Genomic DNA, 19,431 nt, shown 5'->3' with positions numbered 1-19,431 from the left:
TCCCGCGACTTCTTGGTCATGGTCGCCGCCTCCCGTTGTGTGCGAGTGTGACAGCCTGATCCCAATCCCCTGCCGGTACCCATCGAAGCCCGCCCCGTGCGGGCTTCGTCGTTTCTGTCCAGACGTCTGGACACCCCGAGCACCGACCCGCCCTGGTTCGCCTCCCTCGCAGGTGGCGGCCGGGGTGGGCGCGGGCACTTCTCTTTCTCAACCACCTGTGAACCACCATGGAAAACCTCAACGCTGCTCAGCAGCTGCAAGCCGTCGGCTTCGACGTGTCCTCCTACACGGACGTGCACACCGGTGCCGTCACCATCAAGAACCCCGAGACCGGCGCGCCCACGCTGCTGGTCATCGAGCTGGCCGGCCCCGAGCACCCCGCGCGCAAGCGTGACGCCTTCAACAAGGCCCGGCGCGCGCGGCAAGACATGATGAAGACCGGCAAGGTCCAGCTGGGCGACCCCGAGGAAGAGGACGCCGAGGTCACGGAGAAGCTGGCCGAGTACACGCTGGGCTGGGCGGGCCTCGTCGTCGGCGGACAGCCCGTGCAGTACTCGCGCCAGGCTGCGCTGCAGCTCTACGGCGACCCCAAGCTCCGCTGGCTGCGCGCCCAGGTCAAGGCGGCGCTGGAAGAGACCGAGCGTTTTATCAAGCGCTCCGCCAAAAGCTGATCGACGCGGCGGAGCGCGAAACCGAGCTGAGCCGCAAAGAGGGAGACGGGGCGCCACTGCGCAAGCACCTGCAGCGCGTGGCCGAAAACACCGGCAAGGTGGACCCCCGTCTCCTCATCTCCATCCCCCCTGAAGGCCTCCCCGTGTGGGAGGCCTTTTGCGCTTTGAGCGTCGGCCGCCGCAGCGGCATGGGGCCTAGCCCGCTGGCCTTCGTTGACATCGAGGCCTGGTGCCGCCTGCAGGGCGTGCAGCTCACCCCCTGGGAGCTGGACACGCTGCTGGCGCTCGATGCCAAGACGCTGCAGCTCGCGGCCGATCAACGCGCCAAACCCAAGGAAACCTAGCTATGCAAATCGGCGGCTTGACCATCGAGATGATGGCCGACCTGGCGCGCCTGCGTCAGGACATGGATGCGGCGAAGAACAGCGTCAGCGGCGCGATGCAGGGCATCCAGAAGGCCGTCGACCTGGCCAAGGCGGCCTTCGTCGGCTACCTGGGCGTGGCGTCCATCAACGCCTTCAAGGGCATGGTCATGAGCGCCATCGACGCCACGGCCGCGCTGCACGACATGAGCCTGGCCACGGGCAACAGCGTCGCCATGCTCGGGCAGATGCGCACCATTGGCGCGTACAGCGAGACGTCGATCGACAGCATCTCCGCGGCGTCGCTGAAGCTGTCAAAGAACCTGGCGCTGACCGATGAAGACGGCAAGGGCGCCGCGCTCGCCATCAAGGCGCTGGGGCTGGACTTCGACAGCTTCGTGAAGATGAAGCCCGACGAGCGCATGCTCACCGCGGCCACCGCGCTGGCGAAGTATGAAGACGGCGCCGACAAGAGCGCCGCCGCCATGCTGCTGTTCGGCAAAGAGGGCGCCAAGATGCTGCCCTTCCTGGGCGACCTGGCTGCGGAGTCCGACACGGTCACCGCCGCGCTGACCGAGCAGAACCAGGCCACCAAGGCCGCCCAGGCCGCAATGGCCGATGCCTTCGGCGACAACCTCACCAAGGTGCAGAAGTCCACCGCGGCGTGGAAGAAGGATCTCAGCCTCGGCCTGCTGCCCGCGCTGTACGAAACCAGCGAAGCCTTCCTGCAGGTGGCCAACGGCACCGGCGGCATCAAGGACAAGATCAGCGAGCTGGCCAAGGACGGCACGCTGGCCGACTGGGCCCGTGGCGGCGTCACGGCGCTGACCTACGTGCTGGACGTCGGCCAGGGGTTGCTCAGCCTGTTCCCGCTGGTGGGCAAGGCCATTGCCGGCGCAGCGGCCATTGGCATGCAGACCTTCACCACGATGGGGTCGGCCGTGTCGAAGGTGCTGAAGGGCGACTTCTCCGGCGCACTCGATGAGATGAAGAGCGGCTTCGTGGCGGTCAACGAGATCGGCACTTCCGCTGCGGATGACATCAGCAAGATCTGGAACCAGAAGCTGATCGGCGAGTCCTTCCGCGACTCGATGAGCGGCCTGCGTGGTGTGCAGGCCGAGGCGAAGAAGACGCGGGACAGCCTGGGCCTGGCGGACAAGCTGGCAGAGAACACGCGCGCCAGAGAGTTGGAGGCCGCTGCCACCAAGGCGGCCGCCGAAGAGAACAAGAAGCTCTACGAAGCCTGGCTGGCGGCAGACAAGGCTGGTCAGGGCCTGCTGCTGACGACCGATGCCCAGATCGAGGACCTGGAGCAGCAACTGGATCTCGGCCGGGCGCTGACGCCGCTGGAGAAAGAAAACCTGCAGCTCACGCGAGACATCGCCGCAGGAAAGATCTCGTTGAGTGAGTCGGATGAGAAAGCTGCACGAGCGGCGTTTGCGTACAAGGACGAGTTGGCCAAACAAGTCGATGGCATGTTTGCCGCGCAGAAAGCCATAGCAGCACTGGATGAAGCGACGGGCAAACAGATTGCTGCTGTTCAGGCCGAAACCGAGAAGCAGCGCGAGGCCAACGCAGAGATGGGCCTCACCACCGAACAGCTGGCCGTGGTGCGCCAGGCCAAGCTGCTAGACCTGGCCGTGCAGGCAGACCGCAAGGCCGCGCTGCTGGACGAGATCGACTGGACCGGCAAGCTCGGCGACCAGCAGCGCGAGCTGGCCCAGGCCTACCGCGACAGCGCCGCGGTTGCCGGCCAAGGCGTCGCGGCCAAGGCTGCGAAGGAAGCGCAGGATGCCTGGGCCAAGACCATCGACAGCGTCGGGCAGGGCCTCACTGACAGCCTGTTCCGCGCGTTCGAATCGGGCAAGGGCTTCTGGTCCACGCTGTGGGACGGCATCAAGAACACCGTCAAGACGACGGCGCTGAAGCTCGTCATCCAGGGGCCCGACGGCAAGAGTGGCATCGCTGGCTCACTGCTGAGCCTGATTGGCCTGGGCAGTGGCAGTGGCGCCGGCTCTGGCGGCTCGGGTGGGCTTCTGGGTTCGATTGGGTCGGCGGTTACATGGGCCAAGTCGCTGTGGGGCATGTTGTCCGGCAGCGGTGGTGCGGCGGCCGGGTCGCTCCTTTACAGCAATGCGGTCGGCGCCGCCGGCGGTGACGCGCTGGGGGCGTTGATTTCCAGCAATGCGGGCAACTGGGGGGTGTCGGTCGGCGCTGGTGGGTCGTCTACTGGCGGGTTGTCGTCCCTGTCTGCGGCGTGGCCTCTGGCAGTCATCGCGGGCATGATCGGGTCAAGCAGTGCCTACAGCGCCGGATGGTCGCAAGACCAGCTTCCTGGCCTCGTCAAGTACACGTCGGATGTTGGGCTGTTGACGAACGGGATGGAGAAGCTCGGCCTCAGTGGGCGGCTTGCAAACATCATCACTGGCGCGAGCCTGACGTCTCAACTGAGCAGCATGTTGGGCATCGGGCGCGGCGCGAAAGAGGCGGGCGACCAGGGGCTGCAGGGCAGCTTCAACGCCGCCGGCTTCAGCGGGCAGCAGTTCCTCGATTGGCGTCAAGACGGCGGCTGGTTCCACTCCGACCGAAGCGGCACGGACTACACGGCGCTGACCAAGGACCAGGCGGCGCTTCTGGGCTCGTCGGCAAAAGCTGTCTATGAGCAGGTGCAGGAGTGGGCGGCGGTGCTCAAGCTGCCAGCCGAAAAGCTGGCGCAGGTAACTGCGGATGTGAAGATCAAGTTTGGCGCCGACGACCAGGCCAGCCTCGCCGCGATCAACGCCGCGGTCAAGACCTACCAGGATGCGTTGGCTGGCGCGGTTGCTGGCGGGGTTGAGCCATTCAAGGTTGCCGGCGAATCGATTGTCGAGACGCTCGCGCGGCTTGCCGGGCTTGAGAAGTTCAGCCGAGGGTTCGCCGACTTCGGCGGTGTGTTCGCGTCAATTGCGGACGCAAGTTTCTCCGCGCGGGACAGCCTCTACAAGTTGGCCGGCGGCATGGAGGCCTTCGCGGGCAAGGCGGCGAGCTTCATTGACCTGTACTACACCGACGCGGAGAAGGCCGCAGTCACGGCGGTGCAGCTGCGTAAGCAGCTCGCTGACGTGGGCATCAACATCGACGGTCTGAGCACCAAGAGCGATTACCGCGCGCTGGTGGACAGTGCAGACGTCAGCACCGAGGCCGGCCGTAAGCAGCTGGTGGCGCTGCTGGGGGCTGCCGCGCAGTTCGCTGATGTGGCCAAGGTGCTGGAGGAGACGGGCGGCACGCTGGGCGCGCTCGTCAACGCCGCGCCCGCGAGTCAGGTTGTGGGCCTGTTGACCGAGCCCACGCTGGCCACCGCACAGGCCGCCGAGCAGAGCGCGCAGCTGCTGGCCACGGCGAATGACCAGCTGGCCAGCATCAGCGACGCGAGCAACGCCAGTGTGCGGGTGGCGCAGGCAGGCTTCACCGGGCTCATCGAGCGCATGGAGGCCCTGGCCGAGGCGCTGCAGGAAGTGACGAGGCCGGCACAGCTGGCCGACATGGCGAGGTAACTCATGGCACGCATCTACCTGGTCGAGATCTCGGCCATGCTGGATCAGTGCGTCCTGCGCGGCGGCGCCCATGCCGCTGCCAATGGCGCCTGGCACTACGGCGCCCAGCTGGTGGCCTACAGCCCGGCCAACGCGTACACCGTGACGGCGAGCGCGCGGCGCAATGCCGCGGCCACCGGCGCGCTGTACGTCGGCCTGGCGTACTTCAACGCCTCGGGCGTGCTGACCGGCTTCGACTGGGTGGCGGCCAGCGGTGTGACGCCTGGTACCGCCTGGGGCACCTACACCGGCACGCTCGCGGCCGGCGGCGCGCCAGGCGGCACCACGTACATCGCGCCGGCCGTGGTGCTCAACCACGGTGCCGGCGCAGTGGGGCAGCACGAGTGCCAGAGCTTGCGCGTGGGCCTGTCCACGTCGCCGACCGTGGCGCTCAACGGCGACGAGTTCTTCCGCTCGCCGGCGGCCTGGGTGCGCTATGCGGGAGACGGCGTGTTCGCGCGGCTGCTTGACGGCACACCCTACGCTGACACGCTGCGCTACGGCACCGCCGGCTACATGACGCGGCCCACCGACACGCCGGCCAATGCGTACTTCGATGGCCGCGTGCTGCAGCCGGCCTTCATGCGGCAGGAGATGCCGCAGGACTACGCCGGCGCGGCGGCGGTGGGCTACGGCGAGCTGGTGCTGGCCAACAGCGACGGCGCGCTGAGCCACCTGGCGTATGCCGGGCTGGACGGGCAGCTGGTGCGCGTGCTGACGGGTGACAGCGACCTGCCGTTCGCGAGCAACTTCCGCGAGCTGTTCCGCGCCAAGGCCGAGACGGCGATCTTCGACGACAAGCGCCTGGTTATCCGGCTCAAGGACGGCATGGCGCTGCTGGACCGGCCGCTGTTGACCAACACCTTTGCCGGCAACAACGCGCTGCCGGCCGGGCTGGAGGGTGGGCCCGAGATCAAGGGCATGCCCAAGCCCAAGCTGTTCGGCCGCGTGCAGAACCTGCCAGCGCCGTGCATCAACACCTCGCGGCTGATCTACCTGGTGAGCGATGGCGGCTGGAACGGTGGCGCCACTTCGGGCGACGTGACGGCGGTTTATGACCGCGCCGTCGCGCTCACCAACGGCGGCAGCTACCTCAGCCAGGCCGACATGGAGACCAACGCGCCGGCGGCGGGGCAATACCGCGTGTGGCATGCCGGCGCCATGTTCCGCCTGGGCAGCACGCCGGTGGGCTTGGTCACCTGCGATGCGCAGGCCAACACCTCAGGCGCCAGCCAGAACACCTGGCAGGAGGTGATGCGCTACCTCGCCCGGACCGTGCTGCCGTTCGCTGAAGTCAACATCCCGCCGTACAGCGGCGCCACGCAGCCAGACAACTGGCCTGGCGCAAATCTCTGCGAGGTGGGCGTGTGGGTCAACGACTCGCGCACGGCCATCGAGGCGCTGGAGCTGATCGCCAAGAGCTGCGGCGTGTTCTTCGGCTGGATCGACTGGCGAGGCGGCACGCGTGACGCTGTGCTGTACGCCGAGGCCTTCCCGCTTCCCTATGCAAGCCGCGCGGACAGCCTCTATGGCGCGGTGCGCTACTACGCCAACGCCATCCAGACCGTGCGCCCGGTGGCGGCACCGGACGAAGGCGCGGGCGTGCCGGCCTGGCGCGTGCAGTTGGGCTACTCGCCCGTGCTGCAGCTGCAGGAGTTCGATGTCGACGCGGGCGTGAGCCTGAGCCGCAAGAGCTTCCTGGCCAACGAACGCCGGCAGATCTCCGCCAGCGACTCGGGCATCAAGACCAAGCACGGCAACGCCATCACGCTGGTGCGAGACACGCAGATCGTCAGCGAGGCGGCGGCGGGCGAAGAGGCCACGCGCCAGCTGCAGCTGCGTCGCTACCGCCGCGCCTGGTTCGAGGTCGTCGTGAGCATCGACGGCTCTTGCGACCCCGATGCGCCGGACGGTGTGCAGAAGCTGCTGCCCGGCCTGCTGCCGCGCCTGGGCGGCTATGTGCGCCTGGTGCACCCGCAGCTGCGCGTGCGGCCGCAGAACGGCGTGGACACCGCCGACAGCTACTTCAACGTGATGGCGATGGAGGTGGACATGCGACGCGGCCAGCTGCGCATGACCGTCCGCCAGGCCACCGAACCCACCCTCTGAGGCCGGCATGGCAAACGCACTCTTTCTCTACGACAACGCCCTGCAGGCCAGCATGACCTCGTTCGGTGGCGGCGCTTCCGTGTCGAATCTGGCCTATGCGCCCCTGGCGCAGCGCTGGGTTTCGCCGGGGCTGTCGGCGCCTGACTGCACCATCACCTTCTCGGTGCCGGGCAATCCCACCGTCGCGGCCCTCGTGCTGGCGCACCACAACCTCACGCTCGCCGCGCAGGTGCGCATCCAGGCCGACAACGCCGGCACCTTCGCGGCGCCGACGTATGACAGCGGCTGGCTCAACGCCTTTGCTGCGGGCGTCACAGACGCGAGCCGGGCAGGGCAGCGACAGCACTTCTGGCATGTGTTGGCCAGCGCGACGTCGGCCCCGTACTGGCGCCTGCAGGTGACGGATGCCGCCAACCCCGACGGCTACGTGGCCGTGGGCCGCATGGGCCTGATGCGTGGCGCGTGGCAGCCCAGCATCAACATGGCCGCCGGCGCCAGCCTGGGGTGGGAGAACCGCCAAGAGGTGCAGGAGGCGCTGAGCGGCGCGGAGTGGTTCGTCGACAAAGAGGCGCGCAAGGTGGCGCGCTTCAGCATCGCCAACCTGCCGACAGCCGAGGCCTTCGACAGCCCCTTCACGATGGGCCGCCTGGCCGCCACGCTGCGGCGCGAGCTGCTGTTCGTCTACGACTCGGCCGACGGCCTCAACAGCCAGCGGCGCCTGATCTGGGGCCGGCTGCGTCAGCTGGGCGCGCTGGAAGAGCCGTTCTTCAACGCGCACACCGCCTCGTATGAGGTCGCGGAGCTGCTGCCATGACCAGTGCAGACGTCTGGATTCTTGGCCTGCACCTGCTGTCGGCCCACGCGCAGCCCGGTTTTGAGACGGCCACCGTCGGCGTGTACGCGCAGGCGCCCAGCGGCCTGACCGTTGGCGCGCTGCGCAACAGCGAGCGGCGGTTGAGCCTGTACGCCGGCCACACCTGGCAGACGGCCGACGGGCGCTGGTCGCTCACCGCCGGGGGCATCACGGGCTATCGCAGTGCGCGGCTCAACCCGCTGCTGGTGCCCAGCGTGCGGCTGCCCGTCAGCGATGCGGCGGCCGTGCGGCTGAGTCTTATCCCCAAGCCCCGCAACGGCGGCAGCAGCGCGCTGCACCTGTCCTTCGAAACCCGCTTCTGAAACCACCACTGAAAGACCACGCATGCGATACCTCCCCGCCATCGTCCTCGTCATTGCGCTGCTGGCGCCCCTTCTGGCGCGTGCTGACTCCAAGGGCCCGCTTGACTACTCGCTGAAGCAGTACGGCCTCACGCTGGCCGTGGCGCTGCTGGGCGGCCTCGTCAGTTGGCTCACCAAGGTGCGCAAGGGCGACACCTCGCCGTGGAACGTGATGCACCTGGTGGGCGAGCTGTGCACGTCGGCATTCGCCGGTCTGCTGGCCTTCTGGCTGTGCGAATGGAGTGGCGCGCCGCAGTTGCTGTCGGTGGCGTTGACTGGCATTGCGGGGCACATGGGCACGCGCGCCATCGCCACCTTCGAAGAGTTTGCGGCGAAGCGCTTCGGCGTGCGGGAGGGTGGGCAATGAAGTACGCCACCCTGACCCGCGGCCCGTCGACCGACGAGGGCACGTTCGGGCTCATCAAGCTGCAGGGCGGGCTGGAGCTGCGCAGCCTGGAGCTGCCCTGGCGCGACAACGCCACCGGCATCAGCAGCATCAAGCCGGGCGCCTACCGCTGCGAGATCGTCACCAGCCCGCGCTACGGCAAGGTGTACGGGCTGCGCGATGTGCCGGGCCGCTCCAACATCCTCATCCACGCGGCCAACTGGGCCGGCGACAAGGCCAAGGGCTGGCATAGCGATCTGCAGGGCTGCATCGCGCCGGCCACGGCCGTGGGCACGCTCACCAATCCGCTCGGCCATCCGCAGCGCGCGGGCCTGCAGAGCAAGGCGGCGCTGGCCCAGCTGGTGGCGTGGGCCGGCGGGCTGCCTTTCGAGCTGGAGATCCGGTGATGGGCCCCTTCATGTGGGCCACCTCGTGGCGTGCGTGGCTGGTGCTGGCGCTGATCGCCACGGCCTGGCTGCACGGCCGCCACGTTGGCGCGGAGTCCGTCACCGCTGACTGGGCCGCCAGCGACCGCGAGCGGGAGGCAGCCGAGATCGCGCAGCGCGACACCCACCGCCGCCAGGCGCAGGCCGAGTCCGCGGCATACGAGGCCACCAAGGCGCGCGCCGCCGCCGCGCTGGCCAGCACCAGGGCGGAGCTGCGCAACGCGCTCCAGCGCCCGATCTGCCCGCCCGGCGGGCCTGAGGAGACCGACGATGCCCGCACGCTTGCTGACCTGCCTGTGCCTGCTGACGCTGTTGACCGGCTGCGGCGTGCCGCGGCTGGTGGTGGCACCCCCTGACGCGCCGCCGGCCAACCTGGCCACGCCGTGCTGGGCCGGCCCGGACTACCCCGCCGGCGACGTGTTGCTGGGCGAGCTGCTGGACGTGATGGCGCAGCGCGAGGCCGCGGCGGCAGACTGCCGGGCCCGCCACGCCGGCCTGGTGCGCGCCTGGCCAGCGAGCCGCTGACGCGTCACAAGGTGGAGAGTTCGCCGGCGACCCAGCCGCCGGCGGCGTCGATGCGCAGCGTCCGCGAGTCTCCGCCGCGCGCCTTGAGCATGATGTCGATCGTGCCCTTGGGCGCTTTGTCAGGCCGCAGCCCGCTGTGCCAGACCACGATGCGCTCAAACGTGTCCACGATGAGCTTGCGCGCCTGCGTGCGGGCTGCGTAGTCCAGTGCGTCGACGCCCTCGGCGATGGTGCGCCAACGGTCGTCGGCGCCGTCGAGATCAGCTCGCGCGACCTGCGCCAGCTGTTGCTCCGCCTCGGCCACGCGCCGCTGCAGCTGGGCGCGTTGCTCCTCCAGCTCGCGGCCGCGCTTGATGAATGTCGCCGGCGCGCCGCCCTCGGCGTCCAGCAGCGCGTTCGTCAGGCGCTCCAGCTGGAGCTCCACCTTCGCCAGCTCAGCCGTGACGCCGGCCAGCTCAGCGCGCGGCGCGGCCGAGGAGTCGCCCCGGTACAGCGAGCGCAGGTTCACCATGTCGCTGCAGTACTTGATGATGGCGCGCTCCACCGGCGCCGCTGAGCAGGAGCCGCCGATCGCGCAGCCGTCCAGATAGCCCTTCTTCGGGCACTGCAGCCTGCGGTGACCATCGGCCAGCGTGCCGTCGGTGCGCCGCTTGCTCGCCATGGTCTGCGCCTTCATCGAGGCGCCGCAGTAGCCGCACACCGTGAGGCCGCCGCCGGTCAGGATCGACGGGATGTCGCCCCTCACGCCGCAGCCTGGCCGGGCCCGCGCCGTCATGGCCTGCTGCAGCTCCTGCCAGGTCGCGTCGTCGACCAGGGCAGGGTAGTAGCCGCGCAGCTCGAACTGCTCGCCATCCACCTCCATGAGCTTGTCCCCGCGGAGCGCGGGGTTCAGGAGCAGCCGGCGCAGGAAGCCGGTGTGGGGTGCCTGGCCGCTCATCTTGAGCCCCTGCTGGTGCAGGTGCGTGCAGATGTGGCTGGTGCCGAGGCCCTGCAGGTACATCGAGATGGCTGTCCGCGTGACGGCCGCGCGCTCCTCGTGCAGCGCCCACTTCCCGTCGACGACGCGAAGCCAGCTCGGCGTGTTGCCGTAGCGGATCAGCCCGCGGTACGTGCCGGCCTGCCAGCCGAGGCACTGGCGACGGATGGCGTCCTTGACCCGCTTCGACTTCGTCGCGCTCTCTTCGTAGGCCCGCCACATGATGAGCAGCGACTGCAGCAGATCCATGGGGTTCGCCTTGAGCGAGTCCCTGCTGTAGACCTTCTCGTCGCTGGCCGTGACGACGCTGATGCCGGCGTTGATGATGAGCGTCAGCTGGGCCAGGGCGTCCAGCACCTCGGCGCGGCTCAGCCGGTCCAGGCTTTCGACGATCAGGATGGAGCCGGACGCGATGCGGCCGCGCTCGATGGCGCGCAGGAAGACACCCAGCGCGCCCTTGCTGACGTGCTTCTGGTGGAAGGCGCTCAGCCCCTCGTCCAGCATCGACAGCGCGGCGTCCAGCTCGATGCCATGCTTGTCCGCCCAAGACTGCGCAAACGCATCCTGGCGCGCCACGCTGGCGCCCTTCTGCTGCGCCATGTCGCTGAAGCGCCTGTAGCTGTAGACCTTGGCCCGTTCCATCCGATCCCCTCCCGGGCGCGGAGTTTAGTTGGCAGGCTTGGGGCTTACCTCAATCAGGTTCAAAGGGACTGTCTCAGTCGATGGCGCCAGGCCATCAACACCCCTAGCGAAGACGCGTCGCATGAAGCGACGCGCAGCAAGATTCTATTCGTGGCCGTTGCCAGGCTTGCGCAATGGCGTCACAGCAAGGCGCATGGGCGCAGACGGTGGCATCGCCACGGCAAGCCCGTGCAACGCCGCTGTGGCGTCATTTCGCAAGCCCGATCCCGTCGTCAGTCGAACACCGGCGATTCCACGCCCAGCACCTTGTGGAGCTTCGGGCTGGTCGTCGTGTACTGCAGGTGCACGCGCTTGTCCGGGAACACGTAGGGCGCGGCGCCAAATGCGGCCAGCGCGGCCTCGTGGAAGCCGCTCAGGATGAGCTTCTTCTTGCCCGGGTAGGTATTCACGTCGCCGACGGCGAAGATGCCCGGCACGCTGGTCTCGAACTTCTCGGTGTCGACGACGATCTGCTTGCGCTCCAGCGCCAGCCCCCATTCGGCGATGGGGCCCAGCTTGGGGCTGAGGCCGAAGAAGGCCAGCACCTGGTCGCAGGGCACGACGCGGACGATGCCGTCGTTGCCGGCGATCTTAAGGCCCGTCAGCTGGCCGTCGTGTTCGGCTATGCCCACCGTCTGGCCGACGATGAACTGCATCTCCTGTGCGTCGCACAGCGCCTGCATCTTGGCCACGCTCGCTGGTGCGGCCCGAAAGCCGTCGCGGCGGTGCACGAGGATGACGCTCTCGGCCTTGTGCGGGTTGCCGTCCTCGTGGGCGGCGCAGAAGTTCAGTGCCCAGTCCAGCGCCGAGTCGCCACCGCCGATGATGAGCAGGTTCTTGCCGGCGAACTGGTCCGGCGCCTTGACGCGGTAGTGGACCTGCGTGCCCTCGTAGGGCTCGACGCCCTCGACCTTCAACGTGCGCGGCTGGAAGCTGCCCACGCCGCCGGCGATGAAGACAGTCTTCGTCAGGAACTGCGTGCCCTTGCTGGTCTCGACGAAAAAGCGGCCGTCGGCCTGCTTCTGCACGACGGTGACTTCCTGGCCCAGGTGGAAGGTCGCGCCGAAAGGCTCGATCTGCTTGAGCAGGTTGTCCGTCAGCTCCTTGCCGGTGCACAGGGGCACGGCCGGGATGTCGTAGATGGGCTTGTCGGGGTACAGCTCGATGCACTGGCCACCGGGGTAGGTCAGGCTGTCGATGATGTGGGCCTTGATCTCCAGCAGGCCAAGCTCGAAGACCTGGAACAGGCCCACGGGCCCGGCGCCGACGATGACGGCGTCGGTCTCGATGGCATCCGGGCGCGGAGAGGCTTGGTCTTGCATGCGAAGACGGCGCGGCGCGCCGGAGTTCAGCGGATCAGTTCGTTCAGCTTGCCCGTCTTGTCCTTCCACTCGTCGGCGTCGGGCAGGGCGGGCTTGCGCTTGGTGATACTGGGCCAGTTCTTGGCCAGGTCCGCGTTGATCTTGATCATGTGGATCTGATCGCCGGGCACATCCTCCTCCGGCATGATCGCGTTGACCGGGCACTCGGGGATGCAGACGGCGCAGTCGATGCACTCGTCCGGGTCGATGGTCAGGAAGTTCGGGCCTTCGCGGAAGCAGTCGACCGGGCAGACGTCGACGCAGTCGGTGTATTTGCAGCGGATGCAGGCTTCGGTGACGACGTGGGTCATGAGCGGCTCTGAGAGGTAAGGGGCGCCTGTTCAGGCGAAACGATGATTTTATTGGACGCCGGCAGGGCGCCCGTGCCGACGATGAGAACGGCCGGCCGGCCGCCGTGCAAAGCTGCGGCATTGGCGAGGTCTGCCAGCGCATGTTCGCTGGTCAGCGCGTCGGTGCAGCCGGCGCGGCTGACGACCAGCGCGGGCGTGTCCGCAGCCCAGCCGGCGGCGATGAGCTTGGGGCCCAGCGTGTCGAGCTGCCGGCCAGCCATGTAGAAGACTTCGGTGTCGGCCGACAGCGCCGCGCGCAGCTCGCCTTCGGCCGTCATGGCAGTCGTCAGGCTGACATTGCGGCCGCGGCCGCGCCGGGTCAGCGGGCGCTGCGTCAGCGCGGCAGCGGCCGAGGCGGCCGTGACACCAGGGATCACTTCGCTGGCGATGCCCGCGTCGGCCAGCGCCTGCAGTTCCTCTTCCAGGCGGCCGAAGACGCTGGCGTCGCCACCCTTGAGGCGCACGACGACGGCATGCTCGCGGGCGGCCTGCACCAGCAGCGAGTTGATCTCGGCCTGCTTGGCCGAGTGCTCGAAGCCGCGCTTGCCGACGTAGGTCCAGCTCGCGCGGGGTGCGAGATCCTGCAATGCCGGGTCGGCCAGAGCGTCGGCCAGCACGATGTCGGCCGTGGCCAGCGCGCGGGCGCCGCGGACCGTGATGAGGTCCGCCGCGCCGGGGCCGGCGCTGACGAAGATCACGCGGCCGGGCGGCTGCGTGTCCTCATCCTCGCGGCCCAGGCCCATCACCAGGCCTCTTCGGCCGGAGCGGCCGGCTGCACGTCCACCAGCAGCGCGCCGCTGGTGCGGTGGCTGGCGGGGTCGACCACGATCAGCGCGCCGCCGACGCGGTTGTCCACGAAGGGCTCGACGGGCAGCTCGTGCTGCACTTCCATCTGCACGCGGCCGATGGTGTTGACGGGCAGCTCGTGCGCGTCCTGCGGCGTCAGCGTGTTGATGTCCAGCACCGAGTCGATGGCCGAGATGCGCGCCTGCACCCAGCGGTTGCCGTGGCGCACCCAGTACTTGCGGCCGGGCTTGGCGGCTTCGGTGTCCAGCCAGGCCAGCGTCGCCGGGAAGGTCTTGGTCTGCGTGGCCGAGCCTGGGGTGACGATCCAGTCGCCGCGGCTCACATCCAGCTGGCGGTCCAGCACCAGGCCGGCAGAGTCGCCGGCTTCGGCGCTGCCGACGGTCTCGCCGGCCAGGCGCACCTCGACAACGACCGCGGTCTGTTTGGACGGCAGCACCTCGATGGTGTCGCCCGCCTTGACGGCGCCGTGGGCGATGCGGCCCCACAGCACGCGCGGCTGCACGCCGGTGCCGTTGGACTGGTAGGCGTCCTTCTGCACGTACTGCACGGGCAGGGAGAGCGGCGCGTCGGCACGCTCGCTCAGCGTGGGCAGGCGCTCCAGCACCTGCAGCAGGCTCTCGCCGTTCCACCAGGGCGCGTCCAGCGGCTGGGTGACGTTGTCGCCACGCAGCGCGCTGACGGGCACGGTGGCCGCCACGTTCAGGCCGGCGGCAGCGGCGAACTTGTCGAGCGCGGCCTTGACCTTGGCGAAGCCGGCGCCCGGGTCGTCCAGCGCGTCGATCTTGTTGATCGCGAAGACGATGCTGGGCACGCGCAGCAGCTGGGCCAGCAGCGAGTGGCGGCGCGTCTGCGGCAGCAGCGGTACGTCGTCCTGCGTCAGGTCCAGCTTGGTGATGTCCACCAGCACGACGGCCGCGTCGCTGCCGGCGGCGGCCGTGACCATGTTGCGCGTGTACTGCTCATGGCCGGGGGCATCGGCAATGATGAACTTGCGCGTCTTGGTCGCGAAGTAGCGGTAGGCCACGTCGATGGTGATGCCCTGCTCGCGTTCGGCTTCGAGGCCGTCGGTCAGCAGGCTCAGGTCGATGGGGCGGCCGGCGGCGCGGCGCTCCAGCGTGTCGAGCTGGTCGGCGAGGATGGCCTGGCCGTCGAACAGCAGGCGGCCGATCAGCGTGCTCTTGCCGTCGTCGACGGAACCGGCCGTGAGGAATCGCAGCGCCTTCATCAGAAATACCCTTCCTTCTTGCGCTTCTCCATGGAAGCTTCACTCGTGCGGTCGTCCATGCGCGTGGCGCCGCGTTCACTCACCGTCACGGTCAGCGTCTCGGCCACGACCTCGCTCGCGTTCGCGGCGGGGCTCTCGACCGGGCAGGTGCAGGTCATGTCGCCCACGGTGCGGAAGCGCACCTGGACGGTCTCGACGGTCTCGCCGGCTTCGGGCGGCGTCACGTCGGTCAGCGGCACCAGCAGGCCCTTGCGGCGGATGACCTGGCGCTCATGCGCGTAGTACATGGGCGGCAGCGGGATGTTCTCGCGGGCGATGTAGAGCCACACGTCCAGCTCGGTCCAGTTGCTGATCGGGAAGCAGCGGAAGTGCTCGCCCGGGCGGATGCGGGTGTTGAACAGCGTCCACAGCTCGGGGCGCTGCTCCTTGGGCTGCCATTGGCCGAAGCTGTCGCGGTGGCTGAAGATGCGCTCCTTGGCGCGTGCCTTCTCCTCGTCGCGGCGGGCGCCGCCGATGAGCGCGTCGAACTTGTGCTCCTCGATGGTCTCCAGCAGCGTCACCGTCTGGTGGCCGTTGCGGCTTTCCAGCGGGTGGGCGAGGCGGATGGTGCCCTTGGCCATGCTGTCTTCGAGGTGCCCGACGATCAGGCGCTCGCCCATGTCGGCGACGCGCTGGTCACGGAAGGTGATGACCTCGGGGAAGTTGTGCCCCGTGTCGATGTGCACCATCGGGAAGGGCAGCGAGCCCGAGTAGCCGCTAGCGTGCGCAGCGTTCTTCATCTTGAAGGCCTTCTCGGCCAGGCGCAGCACGACGCAGGAGTCCTTGCCGCCGGAGAACAGCAGGGCAGGGCGCTCGAAGCTGGCAGCCACCTCGCGCAGGATGAAGATGGCCTCTTCTTCCAGCGCATCCAGGTGTGCGTGGTCGACGTCGGCGATGAGTTGTTCAGGTTTCACAGCAGCATTCATGACTTCGCGTGCAGACCGCACTCTTTGGTTGAGTCCTCCCACCACCAGCGACCGGCGCGGAAGTCTTCTCCCACCGCGATGGCGCGCGTGCAGGGCGCGCAGCCGATGCTGGGCATGAACTGGTCATGCAGCGGGTTGTAGGGGACGGCGTATTTCTCGACGTAGGCCCAGACCTCGGCCCAGGTCCAGTCGGCGATGGGGCTGATCTTGCGGCGACCGTTACCGTCGTCTTCGTCGAAGGCGACATCGCCGCGTGCGCCCGATTGCTCGCGGCGCAGGCCGGTGATCCAGGCCGAGCGGCCCGCCAGCATGCGGCCCAGCGGCTCCATCTTGCGCACGCCACAGCAGGCCTTGCGCAGCTCGATGCTCTTGTACATCGGCTCGTCGCCCTCGCGCTTGACGAACTCGATGACGGCCTCGGCGATCGGCTTGAAGACTTCGACGTCGAAGCCGTATCGGTCCTTGATCTGCGGCAGCAGCGCGAGCGTCTCGGCGTGCAGCTTGCCGGTGTCCAGCGTGGAGAGGTGCACGGGCAGGCCGGTGCGCGAGATCAGGTCGGTGATGACCATGTCTTCCACGCCCAGGCTGCTGCTCTGCACGAGGCCGTCGCCGTGCTCGATGCTGGCGTCGCGCAGGCGTTGCAGCGCGGCCTCGATCTTGGTGTCCAGCGCGGGCGTCCACTTCGCGTAGAGGCCGATGGCGTTGCCCACCGCAGGCGCGGCGGCCCAGGGCAGGCTGCTGACGCCGTCGCTCACGCTGCGCTCCTCAGGAACCACGGCCGCGTCTCGGCCACGTCGCCCTGGTAGAAGCCGACCGGCGCGAACAGGTCCAGCGCCTTCTGCGCCGCGGCCTGCGACTGGTCGCCACGCATGACGACCTCGTCGAAGCCGGTGCGGGCCAGCAGCTGCATCATGTCCACCAGTACTTCGCCGCGGGCGCGGATGGCGCCCTTGAACTGGTGGCGGATGCGCAGCAGGTGGGCCTGGCTGTAGGCGCGGCCGTCGGTCCACTTCGGGAAGTCCAGCACGACCAGCGCGATGCGCGGCAGGTCGGGCGCGAGCCGGTTGATGTCGGCGTCGTTCGGGAACTCGATGGCGACGGGCACGTCCTGCGGCCAGTGGGCGCGCACGGCATGCCACTGCTCCAGCGACAGCAGGCGGTGGGGCGCCGGATCGGGATCGGGCTTGGGGCCGTCTTCGCCGATGGCGTGCTTCCAGGGGCAGGTGGTGGCGTTGATGAACTTCATACCGGGATCAGGCTTTGGCGGTGGACGTGCGCACGGCGTTGGCGGCGGTCTTGAACGGGTCGAGGCCCAGGCGCTTCACGGCGTCGATGAAGTGCTCGCCGGCCAGGCGCTCGCGCGTGAAGGTCTCGATGACGGCGTCGATGGCGTCGGCGATCTCGTCGGCCGCGAAGCTGGGGCCGATGACCTTGCCGGCCACGGTGCCGCCGGCCAGGTGCGTGCCGTCGCCGCCGCCCAGCGTCAGTTGGTACCACTCGGTGCCGTCCTTGTCGACGCCCAGCACGCCGATGTGGCCGCTGTGGTGGTGACCGCAGGAATTGATGCAGCCGCTGATGTGCAGGTCGATCTCGCCCAGGTCTTCGAGTTCGTCGATGTCCTGGTAGCGCTCGGCGATCTCGGCGGCCAGCGGCAGCGAGCGGGCGTTGGCCAGCGCGCAGAAGTCGCCGCCGGGGCAGGCGATCTGGTCGGTCAACAGGCCGGCATTGGGCGTGGCAAAGCCGGCGGCGCGGGCGGCCTGGAACAGCTCGGGCAGGTCGGCCTCGCGCACCCAGGGCAGCACCAGGTTCTGGCGGTGCGACACGCGCAGTTCGCCGTGGCTGAAGCGCTCGGCCAGCGCGGCGGCGGTGTCCATCACGTCGGCGCTGGTGTCGCCGGGGGCGATGCCCACGCGCTTCAGGCTCAACGTGACGGCGCGGTAGCCGCTGACGCGGTGGCCGTGCACGTTGCGTTGCAGCCAGCGCGCGAAGGCCGGGTCGCTGGTGTCCAGCTGCACGGGCGCTTCGGGCTTCACGCCGGCCGGGTCGACGAAGCAGGCCGCCACGCGGTCCAGCTCGGCCTGCGGAATGATCTGCTCGTGGCCGGCGGGATCGCCGGCCAGGATGCGTTGGTATTCCTCGTTGACCGCGTCGAAGAACTTCTGGCCTTCGGCCTTGACGAGGATCTTGATGCGGGCCTTGTAGAGGTTGTCGCGGCGTCCGGCCAGGTTGTAGACGCGCACGATGGCCTCGATGTAGACGAGGATGTGGTGCCACGGCACGAAGGCATTGATCTCGACGCCCGGGATGGGCGTGCGGCCCATGCCGCCGCCGACGAAGACCTGGAAGCCGATCTCGCCGGCCGCGTTCTTCTTCATCTGCAAGCCGATGTCATGCCAGCCGATGGCCGCGCGGTCTTCCTGGGCGCCCGAAATGGCGATCTTGAACTTGCGCGGCAGGTGGGCGAACTCGGGGTGCAGCGTGCTCCACTGGCGCAGCACTTCGGCGTAGGGGCGCGCGTCGACGATCTCGTCGGGCGCGATGCCGACGAAGGCGTCGCTGGTGATGTTGCGGATGCAGTTGCCGCTGGTCTGGATGCCGTGCATGTCGACCTCGGCCAGCAGGTCCATGACCGTGGCACTGTCCTTCAGCGGAATCCAGTTGTATTGCAGGTTCTGGCGCGTCGTGAAGTGGCCGTAGCCGCCCTGGCCGGCGAACGGGCCGTCGGGCTGGCGGTCGTACTCGCGGGCGATGCGGGCCAGCTGGCGCAGCTGGCGGCTGCTCAGCTCGCCGTAGGGCACGGCCACGCGCAGCATCGGCGCATGGCGCTGGATGTACCAGCCGTTCTGCAGGCGCAGCGCGCGGAACTCGTCGGTGCCGAGCGTGCCGGCGAGGTGGCGCTCCAGCTGGTCGCGGTATTGCGCGGCGCGGGCGTGGACGAAGCGGCGGTCGAAGTCGGTGTACTGGTACATCGAAGTAAGTTTTAGTGGATCACTTTCCAGCCTGCCATCAGCAGCGACGCGCACAGCAGGCTGCGCACGACGCCGTCCGGCAGGCGGCGGGTCAATTGGGCGCCCAGCCAGATGCCTGGCAGGGAGCCGACGAGCAGGGACACGAGCAGTTCCCAGTTCACGTTGCCGAGGCTGGCATGGCCGATGCCGGCCACCAGCGTCAGCGGCACCGCGTGGGCGATGTCGGTGCCGACGATGTCGCGCGCCTTCATGCGCGGGTAGATCAGCAGGATGAGTGTCGCGCCAATCGCGCCGGCGCCGATGGACGACAGCGACACCAGTACGCCCAGCACGAGCCCGCTGGCGACGGTCAGCGCCGGCTTGCGGGACTCGGGAATCCAGCGCTCCAGCCGCAGGCCCAGCGCCTGCCAGCTCGCCTTGAAGGCGACGACGGCGGCCGTCAGCAGCAGCGCGATGCCCAGCGAGAACGTCAGCGCCGAGGCCCAGCCCTTGGTCACGCCGCTCAGGTGCATCAGCGCGATGGTGGCGATGGAGGCGGGCACGGAGCCGGCCAGCAGGCGGCGCACGATGGCCCAGTTCACATGGCCGTGGCGAGCGTGGGCGACCGAGCCGCTGACCTTGGTCAGGCAGGCGAACCAGAGGTCGGTGCCGATGGCGACGGCCGGGTTCAGCTTGAAGACGGTCAGCAGCAGCGGCGTCATCAGCGAGCCGCCACCCACGCCGGTGATGCCGACGATGAGGCCCACGCCCAGTCCGCTCGCGATCGCAATCCAGTCCAGCACCCGACAAACTCCTGCGGCGACCCCATGTCA

Annotated in this window: 20 protein-coding genes; 10 read left to right on the top strand and 10 right to left on the bottom strand. The window is 68.8% G+C overall.

The window, feature by feature from the left end:
* Positions 1–227: 227 nt before the first annotated feature.
* From AC1Q7O_RS08170 to AC1Q7O_RS08125, 10 genes are all read left to right on the top strand, one after another.
* Positions 228–671, top strand: a complete 444-nt coding sequence (locus AC1Q7O_RS08170; RefSeq protein WP_492661892.1) for a hypothetical protein — start codon at positions 228–230, stop codon at positions 669–671.
* Between the two features lie 77 nt (positions 672–748).
* The gene (locus tag AC1Q7O_RS08165) at positions 749–1,015 is read left to right on the top strand and encodes a phage tail assembly chaperone (RefSeq protein ID WP_492661893.1); all 267 of its coding nucleotides are present in this window, start codon (positions 749–751) and stop codon (positions 1,013–1,015) included.
* A 32-nt stretch (positions 1,016–1,047) separates the two neighbouring features.
* Positions 1,048–4,566, top strand: a complete 3,519-nt coding sequence (locus tag AC1Q7O_RS08160; protein WP_492661894.1) for a hypothetical protein — start codon at positions 1,048–1,050, stop codon at positions 4,564–4,566.
* 3 nt (positions 4,567–4,569) lie between these two features.
* The gene (locus AC1Q7O_RS08155) at positions 4,570–6,714 is read left to right on the top strand and encodes a hypothetical protein (RefSeq protein WP_492661895.1); all 2,145 of its coding nucleotides are present in this window, start codon (positions 4,570–4,572) and stop codon (positions 6,712–6,714) included.
* Positions 6,715–6,721: 7 nt separating this feature from the next.
* Positions 6,722–7,528, top strand: coding sequence for a hypothetical protein (locus AC1Q7O_RS08150; RefSeq protein ID WP_492661896.1), 807 nt, complete (start codon positions 6,722–6,724; stop codon positions 7,526–7,528).
* The gene (locus AC1Q7O_RS08145; protein ID WP_492661897.1) at positions 7,525–7,890 is read left to right on the top strand and encodes a hypothetical protein; all 366 of its coding nucleotides are present in this window, start codon (positions 7,525–7,527) and stop codon (positions 7,888–7,890) included. Before AC1Q7O_RS08150 ends, AC1Q7O_RS08145 begins: the two co-directional genes overlap by 4 nt.
* A gap of 22 nt (positions 7,891–7,912) precedes the next feature.
* Positions 7,913–8,296: a phage holin family protein gene (locus AC1Q7O_RS08140; RefSeq protein WP_492661898.1), complete on the top strand. Its 384-nt coding sequence runs from the start codon at positions 7,913–7,915 to the stop codon at positions 8,294–8,296.
* Positions 8,293–8,721, top strand: a complete 429-nt coding sequence (locus AC1Q7O_RS08135; RefSeq protein ID WP_492661899.1) for a DUF5675 family protein — start codon at positions 8,293–8,295, stop codon at positions 8,719–8,721. Before AC1Q7O_RS08140 ends, AC1Q7O_RS08135 begins: the two co-directional genes overlap by 4 nt.
* A complete protein-coding gene (locus AC1Q7O_RS08130; protein WP_492661900.1) occupies positions 8,721–9,116 on the top strand; it encodes a hypothetical protein in 396 nt (131 codons plus the stop codon). Before AC1Q7O_RS08135 ends, AC1Q7O_RS08130 begins: the two co-directional genes overlap by 1 nt.
* A complete protein-coding gene (locus AC1Q7O_RS08125) occupies positions 9,103–9,285 on the top strand; it encodes a hypothetical protein (protein ID WP_492661901.1) in 183 nt (60 codons plus the stop codon). Before AC1Q7O_RS08130 ends, AC1Q7O_RS08125 begins: the two co-directional genes overlap by 14 nt.
* Before the next feature lie 4 nt (positions 9,286–9,289).
* Here AC1Q7O_RS08125 and AC1Q7O_RS08120 read toward each other — a convergent pair whose 3' ends face one another.
* The 10 genes from AC1Q7O_RS08120 to AC1Q7O_RS08075 form a co-directional block, all read right to left on the bottom strand.
* The gene (locus AC1Q7O_RS08120; protein ID WP_492661902.1) at positions 9,290–10,903 is read right to left on the bottom strand and encodes a recombinase family protein; all 1,614 of its coding nucleotides are present in this window, start codon (positions 10,901–10,903) and stop codon (positions 9,290–9,292) included.
* Positions 10,904–11,175: 272 nt separating this feature from the next.
* On the bottom strand, positions 11,176–12,264 hold the full coding sequence (locus tag AC1Q7O_RS08115) for an NAD(P)/FAD-dependent oxidoreductase (RefSeq protein WP_492661903.1): 1,089 nt from the start codon (positions 12,262–12,264) through the stop codon (positions 11,176–11,178).
* 26 nt (positions 12,265–12,290) lie between these two features.
* Entirely contained in the window at positions 12,291–12,614 is a 324-nt protein-coding gene (gene fdxA, locus AC1Q7O_RS08110) for a ferredoxin FdxA (RefSeq protein ID WP_394511060.1), read from the bottom strand.
* Positions 12,611–13,396 (bottom strand): uroporphyrinogen-III C-methyltransferase, encoded by a 786-nt coding sequence (cobA, locus tag AC1Q7O_RS08105; RefSeq protein WP_492661904.1) that lies wholly within the window; start codon positions 13,394–13,396, stop codon positions 12,611–12,613. Before cobA ends, fdxA begins: the two co-directional genes overlap by 4 nt.
* Positions 13,396–14,685: a sulfate adenylyltransferase subunit 1 gene (locus tag AC1Q7O_RS08100; RefSeq protein WP_492661905.1), complete on the bottom strand. Its 1,290-nt coding sequence runs from the start codon at positions 14,683–14,685 to the stop codon at positions 13,396–13,398. Before AC1Q7O_RS08100 ends, cobA begins: the two co-directional genes overlap by 1 nt.
* Positions 14,685–15,650, bottom strand: a complete 966-nt coding sequence (gene cysD / locus AC1Q7O_RS08095; protein ID WP_492661906.1) for a sulfate adenylyltransferase subunit CysD — start codon at positions 15,648–15,650, stop codon at positions 14,685–14,687. Before cysD ends, AC1Q7O_RS08100 begins: the two co-directional genes overlap by 1 nt.
* A complete protein-coding gene (locus AC1Q7O_RS08090; protein WP_492661907.1) occupies positions 15,647–16,405 on the bottom strand; it encodes a phosphoadenylyl-sulfate reductase in 759 nt (252 codons plus the stop codon). Before AC1Q7O_RS08090 ends, cysD begins: the two co-directional genes overlap by 4 nt.
* Positions 16,402–16,896 carry a DUF934 domain-containing protein gene (locus AC1Q7O_RS08085; RefSeq protein ID WP_492661908.1) on the bottom strand — a complete coding sequence of 165 codons (495 nt, stop codon included), beginning with the start codon at positions 16,894–16,896 and terminating at the stop codon, positions 16,402–16,404. The genes AC1Q7O_RS08090 and AC1Q7O_RS08085 overlap by 4 nt, the downstream gene beginning before the upstream one ends.
* A gap of 7 nt (positions 16,897–16,903) precedes the next feature.
* On the bottom strand, positions 16,904–18,619 hold the full coding sequence (locus tag AC1Q7O_RS08080) for a nitrite/sulfite reductase (protein ID WP_492661909.1): 1,716 nt from the start codon (positions 18,617–18,619) through the stop codon (positions 16,904–16,906).
* 11 nt (positions 18,620–18,630) lie between these two features.
* Positions 18,631–19,398: a sulfite exporter TauE/SafE family protein gene (locus tag AC1Q7O_RS08075; protein ID WP_492661948.1), complete on the bottom strand. Its 768-nt coding sequence runs from the start codon at positions 19,396–19,398 to the stop codon at positions 18,631–18,633.
* Positions 19,399–19,431: the final 33 nt, after the last annotated feature.

The sequence above is a fragment of the Roseateles sp. GW823-FHT07B05 genome, from assembly GCF_058794515.1.
This window is presented reverse-complemented; position numbering and strand designations above follow the sequence as displayed.